At 59.3% G+C, this 17,189-nt stretch carries 14 protein-coding genes; 9 read left to right on the top strand and 5 right to left on the bottom strand.

Going from position 1 to position 17,189, the window contains the following annotated elements; all coding sequences use genetic code 11:
- The 6 genes from VJ956_RS00840 to VJ956_RS00815 all read left to right on the top strand — a co-directional run.
- Positions 1-541, top strand: a 541-nt coding sequence (locus VJ956_RS00840; protein ID WP_324080610.1) for an HDOD domain-containing protein, incomplete at its 5' end; no start/stop codon positions are given.
- Positions 542-631: 90 nt separating this feature from the next.
- Positions 632-1,849 carry a hypothetical protein gene (locus VJ956_RS00835; RefSeq protein ID WP_324080608.1) on the top strand — a complete coding sequence of 406 codons (1,218 nt, stop codon included), beginning with the start codon at positions 632-634 and terminating at the stop codon, positions 1,847-1,849.
- Positions 1,850-1,944: 95 nt separating this feature from the next.
- A complete protein-coding gene (locus VJ956_RS00830; RefSeq protein WP_324080605.1) occupies positions 1,945-2,784 on the top strand; it encodes a hypothetical protein in 840 nt (279 codons plus the stop codon).
- Positions 2,785-2,811: 27 nt separating this feature from the next.
- Complete coding sequence (locus tag VJ956_RS00825) at positions 2,812-3,888, top strand: hypothetical protein (protein ID WP_324080604.1); 1,077 nt, start codon at positions 2,812-2,814, stop codon at positions 3,886-3,888.
- Positions 3,889-3,890: 2 nt separating this feature from the next.
- On the top strand, positions 3,891-5,534 hold the full coding sequence (locus VJ956_RS00820) for an ABC transporter ATP-binding protein (protein WP_324080602.1): 1,644 nt from the start codon (positions 3,891-3,893) through the stop codon (positions 5,532-5,534).
- Positions 5,527-7,239, top strand: coding sequence for a S8 family serine peptidase (locus VJ956_RS00815; protein ID WP_324080600.1), 1,713 nt, complete (start codon positions 5,527-5,529; stop codon positions 7,237-7,239). The genes VJ956_RS00820 and VJ956_RS00815 overlap by 8 nt, the downstream gene beginning before the upstream one ends.
- On the opposite strand, the gene VJ956_RS00810 is transcribed toward VJ956_RS00815, so the two are convergent.
- Genes VJ956_RS00810 through VJ956_RS00800 form a run of 3 tightly spaced genes read right to left on the bottom strand, consistent with a single transcriptional unit; the run spans position 7,231 to position 9,504 of the window.
- On the bottom strand, positions 7,231-8,217 hold the full coding sequence (locus VJ956_RS00810) for a hypothetical protein (RefSeq protein WP_324080599.1): 987 nt from the start codon (positions 8,215-8,217) through the stop codon (positions 7,231-7,233). The two genes, VJ956_RS00815 and VJ956_RS00810, sit on opposite strands and share 9 nt — an antisense overlap.
- 31 nt (positions 8,218-8,248) lie before the next feature.
- Positions 8,249-8,983: a hypothetical protein gene (locus tag VJ956_RS00805; protein WP_324080597.1), complete on the bottom strand. Its 735-nt coding sequence runs from the start codon at positions 8,981-8,983 to the stop codon at positions 8,249-8,251.
- Entirely contained in the window at positions 8,983-9,504 is a 522-nt protein-coding gene (locus VJ956_RS00800; RefSeq protein ID WP_324080595.1) for an RNA polymerase sigma factor, read from the bottom strand. The genes VJ956_RS00805 and VJ956_RS00800 overlap by 1 nt, the downstream gene beginning before the upstream one ends.
- 353 nt (positions 9,505-9,857) lie before the next feature.
- Here VJ956_RS00800 and aceE point away from each other — a divergent pair, with 353 nt between their 5' ends.
- The 3 genes from aceE to lpdA are packed head-to-tail and all read left to right on the top strand — an operon-like array spanning position 9,858 to position 15,946.
- Entirely contained in the window at positions 9,858-12,530 is a 2,673-nt protein-coding gene (aceE, locus tag VJ956_RS00795; protein WP_324080593.1) for a pyruvate dehydrogenase (acetyl-transferring), homodimeric type, read from the top strand.
- 18 nt (positions 12,531-12,548) lie between these two features.
- Complete coding sequence (aceF, locus tag VJ956_RS00790; protein WP_324080592.1) at positions 12,549-13,835, top strand: dihydrolipoyllysine-residue acetyltransferase; 1,287 nt, start codon at positions 12,549-12,551, stop codon at positions 13,833-13,835.
- Between the two features lie 14 nt (positions 13,836-13,849).
- Positions 13,850-15,946, top strand: coding sequence for a dihydrolipoyl dehydrogenase (gene lpdA, locus VJ956_RS00780; RefSeq protein ID WP_349254609.1), 2,097 nt, complete (start codon positions 13,850-13,852; stop codon positions 15,944-15,946).
- An 82-nt stretch (positions 15,947-16,028) separates the two neighbouring features.
- Here lpdA and VJ956_RS00775 read toward each other — a convergent pair whose 3' ends face one another.
- Together VJ956_RS00775 and VJ956_RS00770 are read right to left on the bottom strand one after the other, a co-directional pair.
- Positions 16,029-16,358, bottom strand: coding sequence for an Hpt domain-containing protein (locus VJ956_RS00775; RefSeq protein ID WP_324080590.1), 330 nt, complete (start codon positions 16,356-16,358; stop codon positions 16,029-16,031).
- A gap of 542 nt (positions 16,359-16,900) precedes the next feature.
- On the bottom strand, positions 16,901-17,189 hold a 289-nt coding region (locus VJ956_RS00770; RefSeq protein ID WP_414674349.1), incomplete at its 5' end, for a type II secretion system protein GspD.

The following is a 17,189-nucleotide window of genomic DNA, read 5'->3' as shown; positions in this document are numbered from 1 at the left end:
CTCGGAAGTCGAGCAGCTTCTGAGACAGGACCCCTACCTGTGCGTGCGCCTTCTTCGCATGGCAAATTCGGCGCAATTCGGCCGGACAGTGCCAATCACCAGCATAAAACACACGCTGAGTCTGCTGGGCCTGAAAAGGCTGCACACCCTGGTGATAACGCTGATGCTCGCCAATGATGAGCCTGCCAGCCTGGTCCAGCTGCCTGAAGTTTTGACCTGCGCGGCAATGTGCGAAAAACTCGCGAGTCACGACTTCAATGCCGACCCGGATGCGGCATTCATGGCGGGACTGCTCTCGGCGGCAGCTCCCATGCTGGGAATGAGCCTCGAGGAGTTCTGTCAGGAACCGTTACTGAGCGTTGAAATCCGGGATGCCCTGATCGACCAGGCGGGAGAATTGGGGAAAATTCTCAGACTCGTGCGGATGTTCGAGCACGCCGAGCTGCACAAAGCCAAACCGAAAAGCATTGCAAAGCTGAACAGTTATTTCCTTGAGTGCCGGCAGTGGGCCAATGATGTGCTTGCTGGCCTTGAGGATTAGGCGGCATACTTTTTCACTTTTTCTGGAATGAACCGGACCCGGGACTCGTTGTAGGGGAAACCCAGCAACAGACAACGAGGCTACGTTCTCATGATTACCTCCAGACAAATTCACCCTCACACCCGCAATCCGACGGATACCGGCCAACCCCGGCAAACCACACTTGGTCTGGCAATGGTGCTTGCCGGCCTGTTTCCCGCTACCGCGGTTCACGCTGACGATGGTGTCGTAATATCCGGCTCGGACGCCTTCGACCTGACGATCACCGGCCGCATTAACCGGGCGCTGATGGTTGCCGATGACGGTCAGGACACCACCCTGCTGAACGTTGACAACAACAACGGCTCGTCACGAATTGCCTTTATTGCCGATTCCAGCAACGACGGTCCTCTGCAAGCCGGTGCTGCCTATGAAGCCGAGTTTCGCATCAATAACAGCGCCAGCATTCGCCAGGATGAAACTGATGAAAATGACACCGAGGACTTCAGGGCGCGGCGGGCCGAAATTTTCCTGGCCCACGACGATCTGGGCAAACTCTGGCTGGGCCAAGGCGCGACGGCGACAGATGACATAACCCAGCAGGACCTTTCGGGAACCATGAATGCCGGTTATTCCTTCGTCAGCCTTATCGGTGGTGGTATTGCTTTTCGCGACAGCGCCACCGGACGGCTGATCGATTCTGGTGACGGACAACTGACTGATGATTTCTCTGATGCCCTTAACCTGGCAGACGTGACCGACAGCCTCGACGGTTTCGGTCGCAATACCCGTATTCGCTACGACACACCCGAGTTCGGCGGCCTGCAGTTCCGCACCTCGGTCATCAACGACGGCGGCGTCGATGCAGCGGCGTTTTACAGCTCTGAAATCGGTGGCTGGCGCGTTATCGGCGCTGTTGGTTATGGCAACACCAGCCAGGTCGACCTTTCGTCGCAATATGACGATCAGGTGTCCGGATCCATCTCGGTGCGAAGCGAGGGGGGGCTGAATCTCAGCCTTGCTACCGGAACCGCGAAGGCTATTGATAACGACAGGGACGATCTTGAATTTTTCTACGGCAAACTCGGCTATCGCAGCTCCCTGTTCCCGAGTGTCGGCGAGACAGCGGTATCCGTGGACTGGGGCCAGACCCGCAACGAGGACCGGAATGACGACACCGCAGACGTGGTCGGTATCCAGATTGCCCAGGAAATCGATGTGGTGGACATTGAAATCTACACCCTCGTCCGCAATGCCTCGCTTGACCGCCAGGGTTCCGACTTCGATGACATTCTTATCGGCATGATCGGTGCCCGACTGGACTTCTGAAACTTTTTTCGCAAGACAGCGGAATAAATCCGTCACCGGGTCCGTTGTCACTGCAAACGCTATCCACAAAGCACGAGGCAAGTCGAGAGGAACCCATGATCAACCGTCAAACAACAACAGCAGAGAACGACGCGGCTGCATTCCGGGTTCTGCAAATCAACTGTGTCAGTCACCAGGCGCCGATCTCCGCGCGGGTCATCATGCCCGCCGGGCCGGTCACCCAGCCCCCCATCGTGGCGATCCACGGTATCTCACGGGATTGTGACGCAGTAGTCGACGCCTTTCTGGAAGATCATATGGATCTCCACCGAATCGTCATCGTGCCGCATTTCGACAAGAAGCACTGGCCCGTTTTCCAGCGTATCACCGGCAAACACCGCCCCGATCTGGGCCTGCTGGCAATCCTGGCAGCCCTGCATCAGGACGGAATCCTGGGCAACGAAACCGTTGATCTGTTCGGCTATTCCGGAGGCGCCCAGCTGGCTCACCGGTTCTCGATGCTGTTTCCGGAGAAGGTCAATGAACTGCACCTGGGTGCCGCCGGCTGGTACACGCTGCCGGACAGCAACCTGCCCTATCCACTCGGGCTCGGTAACAGCGACAGCACCCGCAAGAGCTGGCACCAGTTAATGGCCAACGGCCTGCACCAGTATCTGGACCGCCCGATTACGGTTTACATCGGTGACCAGGACGTCAAGCAGGACCGTTCACTGCGGAACGACACCCTGGTGAACCAGACCCAGGGCCGTAACCGGCTGGAACGGGCAAAACGATATATTGATTTGGTGGCACAGCACCAGGCCGGGATTAATTTGCCGGTCACCGCTCGCCTCGAGGTACTGGCGAACTGCGGCCATGACTTCCTGGACTGCTGCAAAAAAGGCGGCCTGATCCGTCGTATCAACTGGACCGGCGACCGCGCCGCAAACCACTGAAATCCATTTAAAGGAAGGAACACCGCCATGAGCATCACCACTATTGTCAACGATCCCGTCACTCTGATCAGCAGGGCCAAGTGGGCTTTTTCTACAAGGCGGGTCCAGAAGGAATCGATTGTCGCAATGACCGACGATTTCAAAAACACCCAGCACGGTGACCTGATTCTTGGCCGTGTCATGGAGATCGGTCAGCACAAGGGTATTCAGCTGGCCAGTGGCCGGCGCTCTGAACTTTTCCAGGGCGATCTTGTGGTTCTGCCCTGCGCGGCGCGATACGCGCCCGACCAGTTTGAAGGCGTTGCCGAGATTGATCCGGCCGGAGCCGATATGCTTGCCGGTGGCGGCTGCCTTGGCAAGGTCAGGGCTCGCAACGAACGTGTCAAGGCGCCCACTCGCGTGCTGCCGCTGGGAAGGCTGACCAATCAGTCCGGAAAGGCTGTCAATGTTGCCGATTTTGCGCTACCCGCAGCAACCCGGCCGTCAAACATCCCGGTGATTGCGGTATTCGGCACTGCCATGAATTCCGGCAAGACCCTGGCGACGGCGCGGCTCGGTTACGGGTTGCGGCAGACCGGCCTGCGGGTCGCCACCATCAAGGCCACCGGCACCGGCTCGTTTGGTGACTTCAATGAGTACGAGGACACCGGCGTCAGCTACATTGCCGACTTTACCGATGCCGGCATGGCAACCACCTATATGCTGCCCCTCCCGCGGATCAAGGATGGTATCGAGCGTCTGCTGGCCGATGCCGAGGCGCATCATTGCGACGTGGTTGTGATGGAAGTGGCCGACGGTCTGTTCCAGCGTGAAACAGCGGCCCTGCTTGCGGATGCGGAGTTCAGAGACAGGGTTCAGGGCATTGTTTTCGCCTGTGGCGATGCCGTTGCCGCTGCTGGCGGGGTTGCTGAACTGAACCGCCTGGGATGGGAGCCACAGGCTCTGACCGGCATGGTAAGCTGCTCGCCCATGGCCAGCTCCGAGGCCCAGGCGGTAACGGGAGTCCGGGTTATGACCAAAACCGAACTGTCCGATCCGGCTGAAGCCGTTGCCCTGATGCGGGCCATGAAAGCTCCTTCAACTCGCTGGGAAAAGGTCGCGTAAGCATGATGCCGGGACTGCTGGACAATGGCCGCCGACAGCTTCTGTTCTGGGTGTTTGTGCTGGTATGCGGAGAAGGCCTGGCGGCCGGTGCGGGGGCGGTCGCCACCCGGGGGCTTTTCAATGCTCTCCACTCCGAGGCAATGCTTGCCACCGATCTGATGGTTTTACTGGCGCTCTCGGGTCTTGTCATCGCTGCCTGTCGCGTCGCTTCTCGCACCCGCGGTGAGAAGATGGGGCAGGCTTACGCTCTGGAAATTCGTCAGGCGCTGTTCAACCAGGGCACATTCATGTCGGTAAGCGATGTCTCGGCCCGCCGAACCGGATACATGTCACTCCGATTCGTTGGCGACCTCACCGCCTTTAAAAACTGGCTGGGCCTGGGCCTGCCGCGGTTACTGGCGGCCATGGTGCTGATCCCGCTGACCCTGTTTGTTCTGGGCTGGATGCATACGCCCTTTCTGGTGGTAGTTGCGCCACTGTATTTCACCGCCCTGCTAACCATCGGGCTGGGTGGGATGAAGCTGCCGCGCCTGCAAAGACGCGTACGTTCACGCCGGGCGGCCATTGCCGCCGACATGGCCGAGCGCATGCCCATCGCGCCGGCGCTTGGCCAGCTTGGCCGCCGCAGCAATGAATCGAGCCGCATTACCCGCCGTTCCAGAAGGCTTATTACCGCCGCCCTGGACAGAATTACCCAGGCGGAATGGCTCAAATCCGTCCCTGACATGATTTCCGGTATGGCTGCTCTTGGCGTTATCTGGATCGGCAGCCGCGACGGTATAGACACCGGCACCATCGCCGGCGGCCTTGCAGCCCTCGGCATTGCCCTCAAACCCATGCGGGATCTTGCCACCGTATGGGATTACTGGTCTTCGTTCCAGGCCGCACACCGCAAGTGTGTGGCGGCACTGGAGCGCACCCGGCGCAGATCGTCAGCGGGCGGAAAAACCCTCAGACCCCAGCCGCTGAAAATAAAATTCAGGCAGCTCAACCTGCCGCCGGTCAATGGCCTGAGCGGATCGATCAAGGCGGGCGCGCGGGTGCTGCTGACTGGCGACAATGGCTCTGGCAAGTCCCGCCTGCTGCGGGCGCTAAACGGTCTCGACAAGCCCGACTCCGGTGCCATTACCCTGGGCGGCAAGCCCATTGAGGCTCTGTCTCAGGGTACGGTGCGCCGCTGCGTCTTGCGGATCAGCGACGATGTGCCCATTCTCAGGGGCAGCCTGCGCAAGGCGCTGACCATGGGCCTGGATCGCAGACCCGACGATGACGAGCTATTGATGGCGGCGGCTGCGGCTGGGCTGGCACCCACCCTGGAGACGCTGGGCGGCCTGGACAGTAAAATTGCCGAAGGCGGGCGTAACCTCTCCGAAGGGGAGCGGGTGAAAATCGCCCTCACTCGTGCAATGCTGGCCGATCCAGGCATAATTCTGGTGGACGCCTGTGCGGGGCAACTGGACACCCAGGGTGAACAGGCTCTGCGCAACCTGCTGGCTACCTCGCGGGCAACCATTATGGTGGTTAAAGGCGCGGGTATCACCAGCCTGACGTTCGACCAGATTCTGGATCTGAATTCCACGCAGCTTCTCCAGCAATCCGACGCTGAGGCTGCGAACCATGAATTGCCGAGTATGAGCTATGGCTAGAAACATCCCGATGAGACCAGCGTTTGCCATCCTCCGGCGGGCAGTGTTACTGATCTGGCTGATCTTCGTTGGGGCGGGCCTCGTATTCGCCAACGACGATATAACCGAGGAAGTCGCCGAGGAGGCGGCCGAAGACTCCGTGGAAGCCACCGTAGAGAATAAGGTGGAAGACTCGGTAGAAGAAGCCGTCGAGAGTGAGGTGGAGGACTCCGTAGAAGAAGCCGTCGAGAGTGAGGTGGAGGACTCCGTAGAAGAAGCCGTCGAGAATGAGGTGGAGGACGAAGTCGAAGAAGCCGTTGAGAGTGAGGTGGAGGACTCCGTAGAAGAAGCCGTCGAGAATGAGGTGGAGGACTCCGTAGAAGAAGCCGTTGAGAATGAAGTGGAAGACGAAGCCGAAGAAGCCATCGAGAATGAGGTAGAAGACGAAGCCGAAGAAGCCATTGAAAACGAAGGGGAAGACGAAGCAGAGGAAGCTGGCGACGACGCGCTTGAAGACTTCGATGGACCAGAAAGCGAAGATTACGACGACGATCGCCACTCCGAAGCAGAGATTTCAGGCCAGCTCTACGCGGAGCTTGAGGAAATTGGCCAGCGTGATTTCGTTGTCAGCCAGGAATTACTGGCGCTTGCGGACGCGACACAGATTCAGCAACTCACGGAGATTCCGGAACTCACACTGATTTCGAAACAATCGCTGGGCCAGCTCACCGGAACACTTGCCCGGTTCCGCGTTGACGCGAGCCAGGGTATTGACTCGATCCGCAGCCGCCTGCAGCGCCTGCTGCCGGCGGCTGCTATTGATTTCAATCATGGCTATGAGATTGCCCAGACAACTTCAGGTGACTTTGAAGCGGGCCCCGGCGGCCAAATGGGCTCCAATGGCCTGGCGGGCGGATTGTTCAGACTGCCGGCTGCAAATCGCAGCGGCGACCTGAAAATCGGCATGGTGGATACCGATGTCGATACCAGCCATTCCGTTTTCGATGGTACGCGTATTGTCAGCAAAGATTTCCTCGACCCCGGCCAGCAGGGAAGCGACGGTCATGGAACAGCGGTAGCGTCCCTTCTTGTGGGCCGGTCGGCCGCGTTTCAGGGCATGCTCCCCAACACCGACCTTTACGCCGCCTCGGTATTTTCCAGGCATCCTGAACAGGCTCTGGTGGCCACATCCTACGGGCTTGTTCGTGCCCTGGAGTGGCTCAGCGAGATGCAGGTTGATGCCATCAATATCAGCCTGGCTGGCCCGGCCAATATGGTTGTTGCCAGGGCAATGAATTCACTGACCGATGCAGGGGTGCTGGTGGTGGCCGCCGTGGGCAACGAAGGCCCCTTCGCCGAACCACGCTATCCGGCGGCCTACCGGGATGTTGTGGGAGTGACTGCCATTGACCGTTCCGGCAGGCTTTACAGCCTGGCTGGGCGCGGTGAACATGTGGATTATGCCGGCCCGGGAGTAGCGGTAACAGTGGCCAGAGAGGGAACCGGGGACGGCTTCCAGCAGAACAGTGGGACGTCCTTCGCCACACCCATTGTGACCGGGCTGCTACTGCATTATCTCAGTGCCGGGCAAATGCGGATGGGTCGGCTGGATTCAGCTGTTGGCGATGACTTTGTCGATCTCGGCAAGCCAGGGCGTGATTCGCTGTACGGCTATGGATTACCCGGACGGGCCTGGATTCCGGATCACTTGCGACCCTCACAATAGTTTCAACTCGAGCATGGCCTCAACACGATTGTCGTCAAAATCGAGAGCCGGATTGTTGGAACCATAATTCCGATGTTCGTATTTCAGCTGTAACGAAAGCGCCTCGTTGACGGGCGTGTCTATGCGCAGGCGCCAGCGCTCACGATCGTCGCGACGCCTTGCGCCCAGACCCGGGTCAAATTCCTGATACCGACGGCGCTCATAACGCCAGTCGAGGCGAACCCTCACCGGCTGACTCTGGGCTATGGTGAAACGTTTGACGTAACCCGGGTTGAAGCGGTCAGCATGGTAGTCGAAGAGTTCGGAATCGGCCTGTTCCTGATGGTGGCGATACCTGAGGACAAAATAGTGGCCGGGCCCGTCGATAAAATAATAACCTGCAAGATCCAGTCGCTGGCCAGTGCTTGAGCGTTCGGCACTGGTTTTGATGTCAGTCCGGTCCAGCTCCACATCCACTCGCCAGTAGATTTTCCTGGTCGCAAGATCGCTCAGATAACCACGAATAGCCTGTTTTTCCAGAAGCGAAGTGCCACCAACGCTGGCATAGGTCACGCTCGGAACCGCGCCGGCAGTCACATCATAAAGACTGCGACTCAGGTCAATAAAACCGTAATGGGTTTGCAGATCAAATTCATCCTGCTGCCGAAACAGGCGCTGACTGAAGGCGTAGCCGCTGCGTACCTGGGTCCCATCCCATGGCCTGGCCTCGAAATCAAGATTAAGCTCTGCTGCCAGCGCGACATCCTTTTCCGCCGATACGACGTCAATCGCCTCGACAACCAGGTTATCCTCGTAATGCAGACCACCGGCAACGGACAGCTCAAGATTACCCGGAGTCTGTTCACGAAGTGACTGCCAGAACGTGGGGGCCTTGCCGCTGTCATCGGGGTCAGTGGCCCCGGCTGAGAAGCCAGGGCTGACAATCAGCCCAAGGCTGGCTCCAAGAAAAAGTCGCTGGTACTTCAGATTTGCCCTCATAACATCCGCTGTTGCAGTAATGATGGCTTGATCAGCGCTGCCATCCGTTTGACATGAGTGTTTCTTCTTTGGTGACGCTCATTGGCTGACCGCCACCGACCGCTTCTATTTCTCTGGCAATCCGACCCTCTGCGCCCGACGCCGGCGCGTACATGCCGGGCTGACTACCGGACTCCAGGGTCTGCCGGGCACGAATCTGCCACTGCGCTTCCTGCTCCCGGCAGGCAAGACCAACGCTCTGCTCGCCCTGATACTGCGCCGCATACTGTCTGCAGACACCTGCGTCTGCGGTGGCAAACGTCGCCATGGGCATCACCTGCACCCGCTGTTCGGAAGCACGATAAATATCTCCGCTGGCGGTCACTTCCAGGCCTTGGCTAACAGCCCGGGCAAGCATATCTGATTGTGCCCCTCCAGGCTGGTCTGCCAGCATATAGGTTCCGGCGACAACCGCGAGAGCAACGCTGGCGGCTGTGGCATAGGCCCAGCGGCTGACAAAAGACCGCTCTGGAAACGCAAGGATCTTTTTTCCCCGGCCGGGCTGCGCCGGGGTACCCCGGGCAGCGTCGACAAGGTGCTGCGGTACCGGCTGTTCAAGCACTTCACCCAGTCCATTGCGGAGAAAACTGTCACCCTCCCGCATCTGCGCGAGAAACTCCCGGGCCTCGATGTGCTCGGCCAGCAGCTGCTCCACCCTTGCCGACTGTTCGCCATCAAGCGCCTGGTCATGGTAGGCCATTATCTGCTCAAAATCTTCGTCTCTCATTACGTCCTCTCCACAACCGTTTTCGCTGGCATAGTCATGCCAAGCTCGGACTGGACCCGGGCACGAGCCCGGTAAAGCCGGCTCATGACCGTTCCCACCGGAATCTCCAGAATCTTTGAGACCTCCTGGTAGGAGTGCTCCTCAACCGCAACCAGCACCATCACAGCGCGCTGGTCTTCCGGCAGTTGGTCCAGGATTCGGGAAACCTGATCCAGCATATTCTGATTTTCTGACGCATGTTCACTGCGTCGATCCCGGGCCTCTGGAATCTGGCTTGTCTCCAGAGAAGCTGTGTCGCCGCGGCGACTTCTGACATTGTCTATCCTGGTAGTCTGAATAATCCGGTACATCCAGGAATCCAGGCGCGTACCGGGTTGCCATTGATGCTGTTTACGCAGGGCCTTCTCGCAAGCCTGCTGGACAAGATCATCGGCTTCACTGCTATCACCGGTCAGGCCCATGGCAAATCGACGCAGGCGGGGCAGCAAGCCTACCAATTCGTCGCTGATGTCTCCTGACATTTGAACCTCGTGTAGAAAGAACGAAACGGGACAGAACTTTATTCCATCAGAATGCTGAATGGGACTTTTTTTTGCGACCCGGAGCAGCATCGCACACCATGAACGCCCGGTCAGCAATGCGCTCCGATCCTGCTCCTCGCCGGCAGAATCGGCAACATGGCATCCTCACGGTCGCGGGAATGCAAATAGTTTGACAGCGGGAAAGGACCGACTAGCTTATACGTAGGAAGTTCGGCGCAAAAGGAATTGTAGCCCGGCAAGGAGATGCGTCGCAGGCCCGTTAGCCCGGAGTGGCCGCGGCACATACCGATCTTTAACGAGAACAATACCGACCTAACCAATGGAGGAACTCCATGGCATTCGAAAGCTACGACGACTTCGATCCACAGGAAACCCGCGAATGGCAGGATGCTGTCGACGTGGTGGTGGAACGCGTGGGCCCCGAGCGGGCAACCTACCTTTTGCACAAGGCGGTGGAAGAAGCCTACCGTACGGGGGCCGAGGCACCGGACACCACCCGGACACCGTACCTGAACACCATCCCGCCCGACAAAGAGGCCAGGCTGCCGGGAGACGAAGCGTTGCTGACGCGATTGATCTCCTATCTGCGCTGGAATGCGATGGCAATGGTAGTCCGGGCTAACAAGAAGCCGGCCGAACCAGGCGGGCATATCGCCAGTTACGCGTCTTCGGCGGTGATGTACGAGGTTGGCTTCAATCACTTCTGGCATGCCCCCACTGATACTCACGGCGGCGACATCATCTACGCCCAGGGTCATTCTGCTCCGGGTTTCTATGCGCGGGCATACCTGGAAGGAAGACTGACCGAGGAGCAACTCGAGAACTTCCGCGTCGAAGTTGGCGGCAAGGGCCTCTCCTCCTATCCCCACCCCTACCTGATGCCGGACTTCTGGCAGGTTTCCACGGTATCCATGGGTCTGGGACCGATCATGGCCATCTACCAGGCGCGGTTCATGAAGTACCTGGAGAACCGGGGCCTGGCCGACACCAAGGGCCGCAAGGTCTGGGCGTTTCTGGGCGACGGCGAGATGGATGAGCCCCAGTCACAGGGCGCCATCTCCCTGGCAAACCGGGAGAAGCTGGACAACCTGATCTTTGTCATCAACTGCAACCTCCAGCGTCTGGACGGCCCGGTGCGGGGCAACAGCAAGATCATCCAGGAACTGGAGGGCAATTTCCGGGGTGCTGGCTGGAACGTCATCAAGTGCCTGTGGGGCTCGGGCTGGGACGAACTGCTTGCCAAGGATACCAAGGGTCTTCTGCGCAAACGCATGGAGGAGTGCCTCGACGGCGAGTACCAGAATTTCAAGGTCAAAGGGGGCGGATACATTCGCGAGCACTTCTTCGGCAAGTATCCGGAGCTCAAGGAAATGGTCGCCCATATGTCGGACGACGACATCTACTACAAGCTGATTCGCGGTGGTCACGATCCGCAGAAGGTCTACGCGGCCTATCACGCAGCGGTCAACACCAAGGACAAGCCCTCGGTGCTGCTGATGAAGACCGTCAAGGGCTATGGTATGGGCGAGGGCGGTGAGGGCCAGAACATTTCCCACCAGAAAAAGAAACTGGGCGAAGACCACCTCAGGCACTTCAACAAACGCTTTGACCTGCCCTTCAGCGACGAACAGGTGACTCAGGCAGCCTTCTACAAGCCGCCCGAGGACAGTCCCGAAATGCAGTTCATGCATGAGAACCGCAAGGCTCTCGGGGGCTACCTGCCTCAGCGCAGGCTGAACGGCGATGTGCTGGAGGCACCGCCGCTGGACATGTTCAAGCAGGTGCTGGCCGATACCGGCGAGCGCACCATGTCCACCACCATGGCTCTGGTACGGATCATGGTCGCCATGACCCGCAACAAGACCCTGGGCCCACGGCTTACGCCGATCGTCTGCGACGAGTCGCGCACGTTCGGCATGGAGGGAATGTTCCGGCAGATCGGCATCTACGCGCCCGAAGGCCAGAAGTACGTGCCCATGGACGCCGAGGAAATCATGCCCTACCGGGAGGACCAGAAGGGCCAGATCCTGCAGGAAGGCATCAACGAGGACGGCGCCATGTCGTCATGGATCGCGGCTGCCACGTCGTACAGCAATCACGGCGTCACCATGATCCCCTTCTACGTCTACTATTCCATGTTCGGCTTCCAGCGCGTGGGCGATCTGGCCTGGGCCGCCGGGGACATGATGGCGCGGGGTTTCCTGATCGGGGGCACCTCCGGGCGCACCACCCTGAACGGCGAGGGTCTGCAGCACCAGGATGGCCACAGCCAGCTGTTCGCCCAGTTCATTCCCAACTGCATGGCCTATGACCCCACCTTCCATTACGAGGTGGCGGTGATCGTGCAGGACGGCATGAAGCGTATGTACCAGGACCAGAAAGACGTCTTCTACTACATCACCACCCTGAACGAGAACTACCACCATCCGGCACTGCCTGAAGGCGCCGAAGAAGGCATCATCAGGGGCATGTACCGGTTCAGCAAGGCAGAAGCCAAGGCCAAGACGCCACGGGTTCAGCTACTGGGCTGCGGCAGCATCCTCAACGAGGTCATCTCGGCGGTAGACCTGCTGCGTGACGACTGGGGCGTGGCAGCTGATGTCTGGAGTTGCCCGAGCTTCAACGAACTGGCCCGTGACGGCCACGCGGTGAAACGCTGGAACCGGTTGCATCCCGCTGAAAACCGGCGCAAGAGCTATGTCGAAGAGTGTCTGGAAGGAACCGAGGGGCCGGTCATCGCCTCGACCGATTACATCAGGATGTTTGCCGAGCAGATCCGGCCCTTCGTGCCGCGGCGTTACGAGGTGCTGGGTACGGACGGCTACGGCCGCTCGGACAGCCGCCAGGCCCTGCGCCATTTCTTCGAGGTCGATCGCTATTACGTCACCGTGGCAGCACTGCAGGCGCTGGTCGACGAAGGCGAGCTTGTTGACAGCGGCAAGGTATCCGAAGCCATCAAAAAATACGGTATCGACCCCGAGAAGCCCAACCCCCTTTACGCCTGAGCCGGAGGAGAATAAAAAGTGGCCATCCAAGAGATCAAAGTACCGGACATCGGGGATTTCGCCGATGTTCCAATCATAGAAGTTCACGTTGAGGCCGGAGACAGCGTCCAGGTCGAGGACCCCCTGATCACCGTCGAGTCTGACAAGGCCTCCATGGACGTGCCGTCACCCGCAGCTGGCACCGTCAGTGAGGTCAAGGTCAAGCTCGGCGACTCGGTCTCCGAGGGCAGCCTGATTCTGTTGCTGGAAAGCGAGGGTGAGGCGGCAGCAAAGCCCGAAAAGACCGGGGCCGCCCCCGCCGCCGGAAGCGGGCAGGAAGAGAAGGCAGCGCAACCTGCGGCTGCGCCCGCACCCGCTCCGAAAAGCGACCAGATTGCCGATTTCAGCCGGGTTCACGCCAGCCCCTCTGCTCGCCGCCTCGCCCGCGAACTGGAGGTTGACCTGAACCGGGTTACGCCAACCGGCCTCAAGGGCAGGGTCACTCTCGAGGACATCGAGGCCTTTGCCAAGGGCGGCGCAACGGCCGCGAAGCCTGCGGCGGCTGCGGCCCCGTCCGGCGGTGGCGACGGCCTGGACCTGCTGCCCTGGCCCAAGGTCGATTTCAGCAAGTTCGGCCCGGTGGAATCCAAACCGATGTCGCGCATCAAGAAAATCTCTGGTGCCAACCTTCACCGCAACTGGGTGAAGATTCCCCATGTCACCAATCACGATGAGGCCGACATCACCGACCTCGAAGCTTTCCGGGTGCAGTTCAACAAGGAAAACGAGAAAGCGGGCATCAAGGTCAGCATGCTGGCGTTCATGATCAAGGCGGCAGTTGCTTCCCTGAAGAAGTTCCCCGAGTTCAATTCCTCACTGGATGGCGACAACCTGATCTACAAGCAGTATTACCACATCGGGTTCGCTGCCGACACACCCAATGGCCTGGTGGTTCCAGTGATCCGTGATGCGGACCAGAAGTCCGTGCCCGAGATCGCCCAGGAAATGGGCGCACTGGCCAAACTGGCCCGTGACGGCAAGCTCAAACCCGATCAGATGCAGGGCGGCTGTTTCACCATATCATCGCTGGGCGGCATTGGCGGCCATTACTTTACGCCGATCATCAACGCCCCTGAAGTGGCCATCATGGGCGTCTGTCGTTCCTACTGGAAGCATGTATCCCCGGACGGCAAGCAGTCCGACTGGCGCTTCACGCTGCCGCTGTCGCTGTCCTGGGATCACCGGGTGATCGATGGCGCCGCTGCGGCTCGTTTTAACGTCCATTTCGCCAATCTGCTCGCCGACATGCGGCGCATTATCATGTAAGGGGAAGAAACACCATGGCAACTGAAATCAAGGTTCCCGACATCGGTGACTTCAATGATGTCGAGATCATCGAGATGCTGGTCGAACCGGGCGATGCGATCGACATCGAAACCCCGTTGATGACCCTGGAGACCGACAAGGCCTCAATGGACGTGCCGTCTCCGATGTCCGGCACAGTGAAAGAGCTCAAGGTCAAGACCGGCGACAAGGTCTCCGAAGGCTCGCTTATTCTGTTACTTGAGCCCGCTGAAACCAGCCCCCGGGTGGCGGACCGCGATCCGATGCCGGCGGTGCGCGGCGGCGGTGCTCCGGAAGGGGCCGGTGACACCGGCGGCAGCGTGGAAAAGGTACTGGTGCCGGACATCGGCGATTTCAGCGATGTCCCGGTCATTGAAGTTCTGGTGCGCGCGGGAGACACCATCCGTGCCGAGGATCCCCTGATCACCGTGGAGTCCGACAAGGCCTCGATGGACGTACCAGCCCCCAGAGACGGCAAGGTCACTGAGGTACTGGTGGAGCTCGGCGACAAGGTCTCAAAGGGCTCGCCAATCCTGATGCTGGAAACTGAGGGAGGTGCTGCTTCGTCTTCCGCGGCTCCAGCCTCCGGAACTGACGCAAAACAACCAGCTCCGGCTGCCGCTCCGGCACCGACCGCAGCCACTCATACCGGCGGGGCCGACATCGAGTGTGAGATGCTGGTGCTGGGGTCCGGGCCGGGCGGCTACTCCGCTGCTTTCCGGGCTGCCGATCTGGGCATGAAGACGGTGCTGGTGGAACGCTACCCGACTCTGGGCGGTGTCTGCCTGAACGTCGGCTGTATTCCCTCCAAGGCATTGCTGCATGTGGCTTCGGTCACCGAAGAGACCAAGACAATGGCCGATCACGGTATATCCTTCGGCAAACCGGAAGTCGACCTGGACAAGCTCCGCGGCTGGAAGCAAAAGGTCGTCGGCAAGCTCACCGGTGGGCTGTCCGGCATGGCCAAGGCGCGCAAGGTCCAGACCGTGCGCGGGGTCGGAACCTTCCTCGACCCACACCACCTGGAGGTCACCATGACCACCGGCGAGGGCCGGGAGCAGACCAGCGACAAGCAGGTGGTGAAGTTCGACAAGTGCATCATCGCCGCCGGGTCGCAGTCGGTCAGCCTACCTTTCGTTCCCGACGACCCGCGGGTGGTCGACTCCACCGGGGCGCTCAAACTGCAATCCATTCCCGAGCGCATGCTGGTCATCGGCGGCGGCATCATCGGCCTGGAGATGGCAACCGTCTACGCCAGTCTGGGCACGCAAATCGACGTGGTTGAAATGCTGGACGGGCTGATGGCCGGCGCCGACCGGGATCTGGTCAAGGTCTGGGAGAAGGTCAACACGCCACGCTTCAACAAGGTGATGCTGAAAACCAAAACCACCGCTGTGGAAGCGCAGAAGAAAGGCCTGAAGGTAAGCTTTGAGGGCGACAACGCCCCCGCTGAACCGCAGATGTACGACATGATCCTGCAATCGGTCGGGCGTAGCCCCAATGGCAACAAGATCGGTGCCGAAAAGGCCGGGGTGGCGGTCGATGAGCGGGGTTTCATTGCCACCGACAAGCAGTTGCGAACCAACGTCGGCCACATCTTCGCCATCGGCGACATCATTGGTCAGCCAATGCTGGCTCACAAGGCGGTGCACGAGGCGCATGTCGCTGCCGAGGCCGCCGCGGGACAGAAGAGCTTCTTCGATGTCCGCCAGATTCCGTCCGTCGCCTATACCGACCCGGAAGTGGCCTGGGCTGGCAAGACCGAGACCGAATGCAAGGCCGAAGGCATCAAGTACGGCAAGGCGGTATTCCCCTGGGCAGCTTCCGGTCGTGCCATTGCCAACGGCCGCGACGAGGGCTTTACCAAGGTCCTCTTTGACGAGTCAACCCATCGGATTATCGGCGGGGCCATTGTCGGCACCCAGGCCGGGGATCTGATCAGCGAATTGTGCCTGGCCATCGAGATGGGCTGCGACCCTGTCGACATCGGCAAGACCATTCATCCACACCCGACGCTGGGCGAATCGGTGGGCATGGCCGCTGAACTCTTTGAAGGGGTCTGTACGGATCTGCCGCCACAGAAGAAGAAATAGAAAAGAAAAAGGGGTGAATTTTCACCCCTTGGTTGGTTCTTGCCTCAAAACAGTCCGGGAGTGACGTCACTCCCGGAGTCAATCACTCTCCGAGGAGCCGCTGGGAGTCACGAAAGGCCTGCCAGAGACGGAGAAGAGCGGCACGTGCCAGATCCAGCGAATCAGCGGCCAGTGCCGCCGAGAGAATATCACCACAGCGCGTCATCGCGCTGGCACCAATCTGCATACAACCGGACTTGAGCGCGTGGACCTGGCGCCAGGCACCATGGGTGTCACCCGCCTCAATTCTGTCCTCGATACGCTGCAGACGCTCATAGCTGTCCTCGACGAACACGTCGAACAGACGCGAGGCAAAATCAGGATTCATTCCATCCACTCGCGTCAGCCCCTGCATCAGGAGCTTACCTGGCATGGTCTCCATAGTCCCGGAGACGTCCATTGATCTGTTGCTACCTATTACCATAAGCACCTCTACCAGCTACGATCACAAGCATAAGCTGCCAAAACGTCATCTCATCGTGCGGGCCTTCAGCTCAGAGAGCCACGCAGCTTCGATGCGAATGGGCTTATGACCTGTTTCTATACAGGTTTTGTGCCAGCCTCGAATTACTTAGGGAATATCAATTAGTTAATTAAAAAAAGCCGCGCGGATAGGGGTTGGTACCTAGAGGGGTGCGTAAAGTTATTCGACGTTTTTTGTGATCTGAAGACCGTTGCTGGTGCTTATGCGGTGTTTATACGGTTTTATCCGGCGTTTATCGCCTTGTTGTCGGAGGTTTATAACGTTTCCATCGGACCTTTGTACTATTTTTATCGGCCGTCTATACCACTCTTGTGGAACATCCATTTAAAACAGGTCGACTCTTGTCGAAGTCCATTGTTAAATAGTTCGACACTTCCAGGACAGCAGGCCTGAAAACAACGGTTCCAGGCTCAGGATGGGAATGCCGGAGCTCAGGCTCCGGCGTCGTCAGTTCCCGTCAGTCCGCTATCCCGCAACTCCAGTGACCGCATCCGCTGCATCAGTTCACGGGCGGCGTCCTGTGCCTCCTGGCCATTATTGATGACCCGCGGCGTGATCGTGATAATCAGCTCGGTGCGCGTGGAATTATCCACGGTCCGGCCGAACAGGGGGCCCAGCACGGGTAACCGGGAGAGCCAGGGAATACCGGTGAGGCTGTCATTCTTGTTCTCGCGGATCAGGCCGCCCAGCAGCACCGTCTCACCGCTTTGCACTGCCACC

It is taken from the genome of Marinobacter sp. (genome assembly GCF_035268745.1).
In the GTDB taxonomy this organism is placed as follows: domain Bacteria; phylum Pseudomonadota; class Gammaproteobacteria; order Pseudomonadales; family Oleiphilaceae; genus Marinobacter.
Note: the sequence above shows the minus strand (reverse complement) of the source record. Positions and strands in the feature narration are given on the sequence as shown.

Coding starts and splice junctions, on each gene's coding strand:
- VJ956_RS00805 (WP_324080597.1), bottom strand. CDS start 8,983: ATGAGAGACGAAGATTTTGAGCAGATAATGGCCTACCATGACCAGGCG.
- VJ956_RS00775 (WP_324080590.1), bottom strand. CDS start 16,358: ATGCCAGGTAAGCTCCTGATGCAGGGGCTGACGCGAGTGGATGGAATG.
- VJ956_RS00800 (WP_324080595.1), bottom strand. CDS start 9,504: ATGTCAGGAGACATCAGCGACGAATTGGTAGGCTTGCTGCCCCGCCTG.
- VJ956_RS00815 (WP_324080600.1), top strand. CDS start 5,527: ATGGCTAGAAACATCCCGATGAGACCAGCGTTTGCCATCCTCCGGCGG.
- VJ956_RS00820 (WP_324080602.1), top strand. CDS start 3,891: ATGATGCCGGGACTGCTGGACAATGGCCGCCGACAGCTTCTGTTCTGG.
- VJ956_RS00830 (WP_324080605.1), top strand. CDS start 1,945: ATGATCAACCGTCAAACAACAACAGCAGAGAACGACGCGGCTGCATTC.
- aceE (WP_324080593.1), top strand. CDS start 9,858: ATGGCATTCGAAAGCTACGACGACTTCGATCCACAGGAAACCCGCGAA.
- VJ956_RS00825 (WP_324080604.1), top strand. CDS start 2,812: ATGAGCATCACCACTATTGTCAACGATCCCGTCACTCTGATCAGCAGG.
- VJ956_RS00835 (WP_324080608.1), top strand. CDS start 632: ATGATTACCTCCAGACAAATTCACCCTCACACCCGCAATCCGACGGAT.
- VJ956_RS00810 (WP_324080599.1), bottom strand. CDS start 8,217: ATGAGGGCAAATCTGAAGTACCAGCGACTTTTTCTTGGAGCCAGCCTT.
- lpdA (WP_349254609.1), top strand. CDS start 13,850: ATGGCAACTGAAATCAAGGTTCCCGACATCGGTGACTTCAATGATGTC.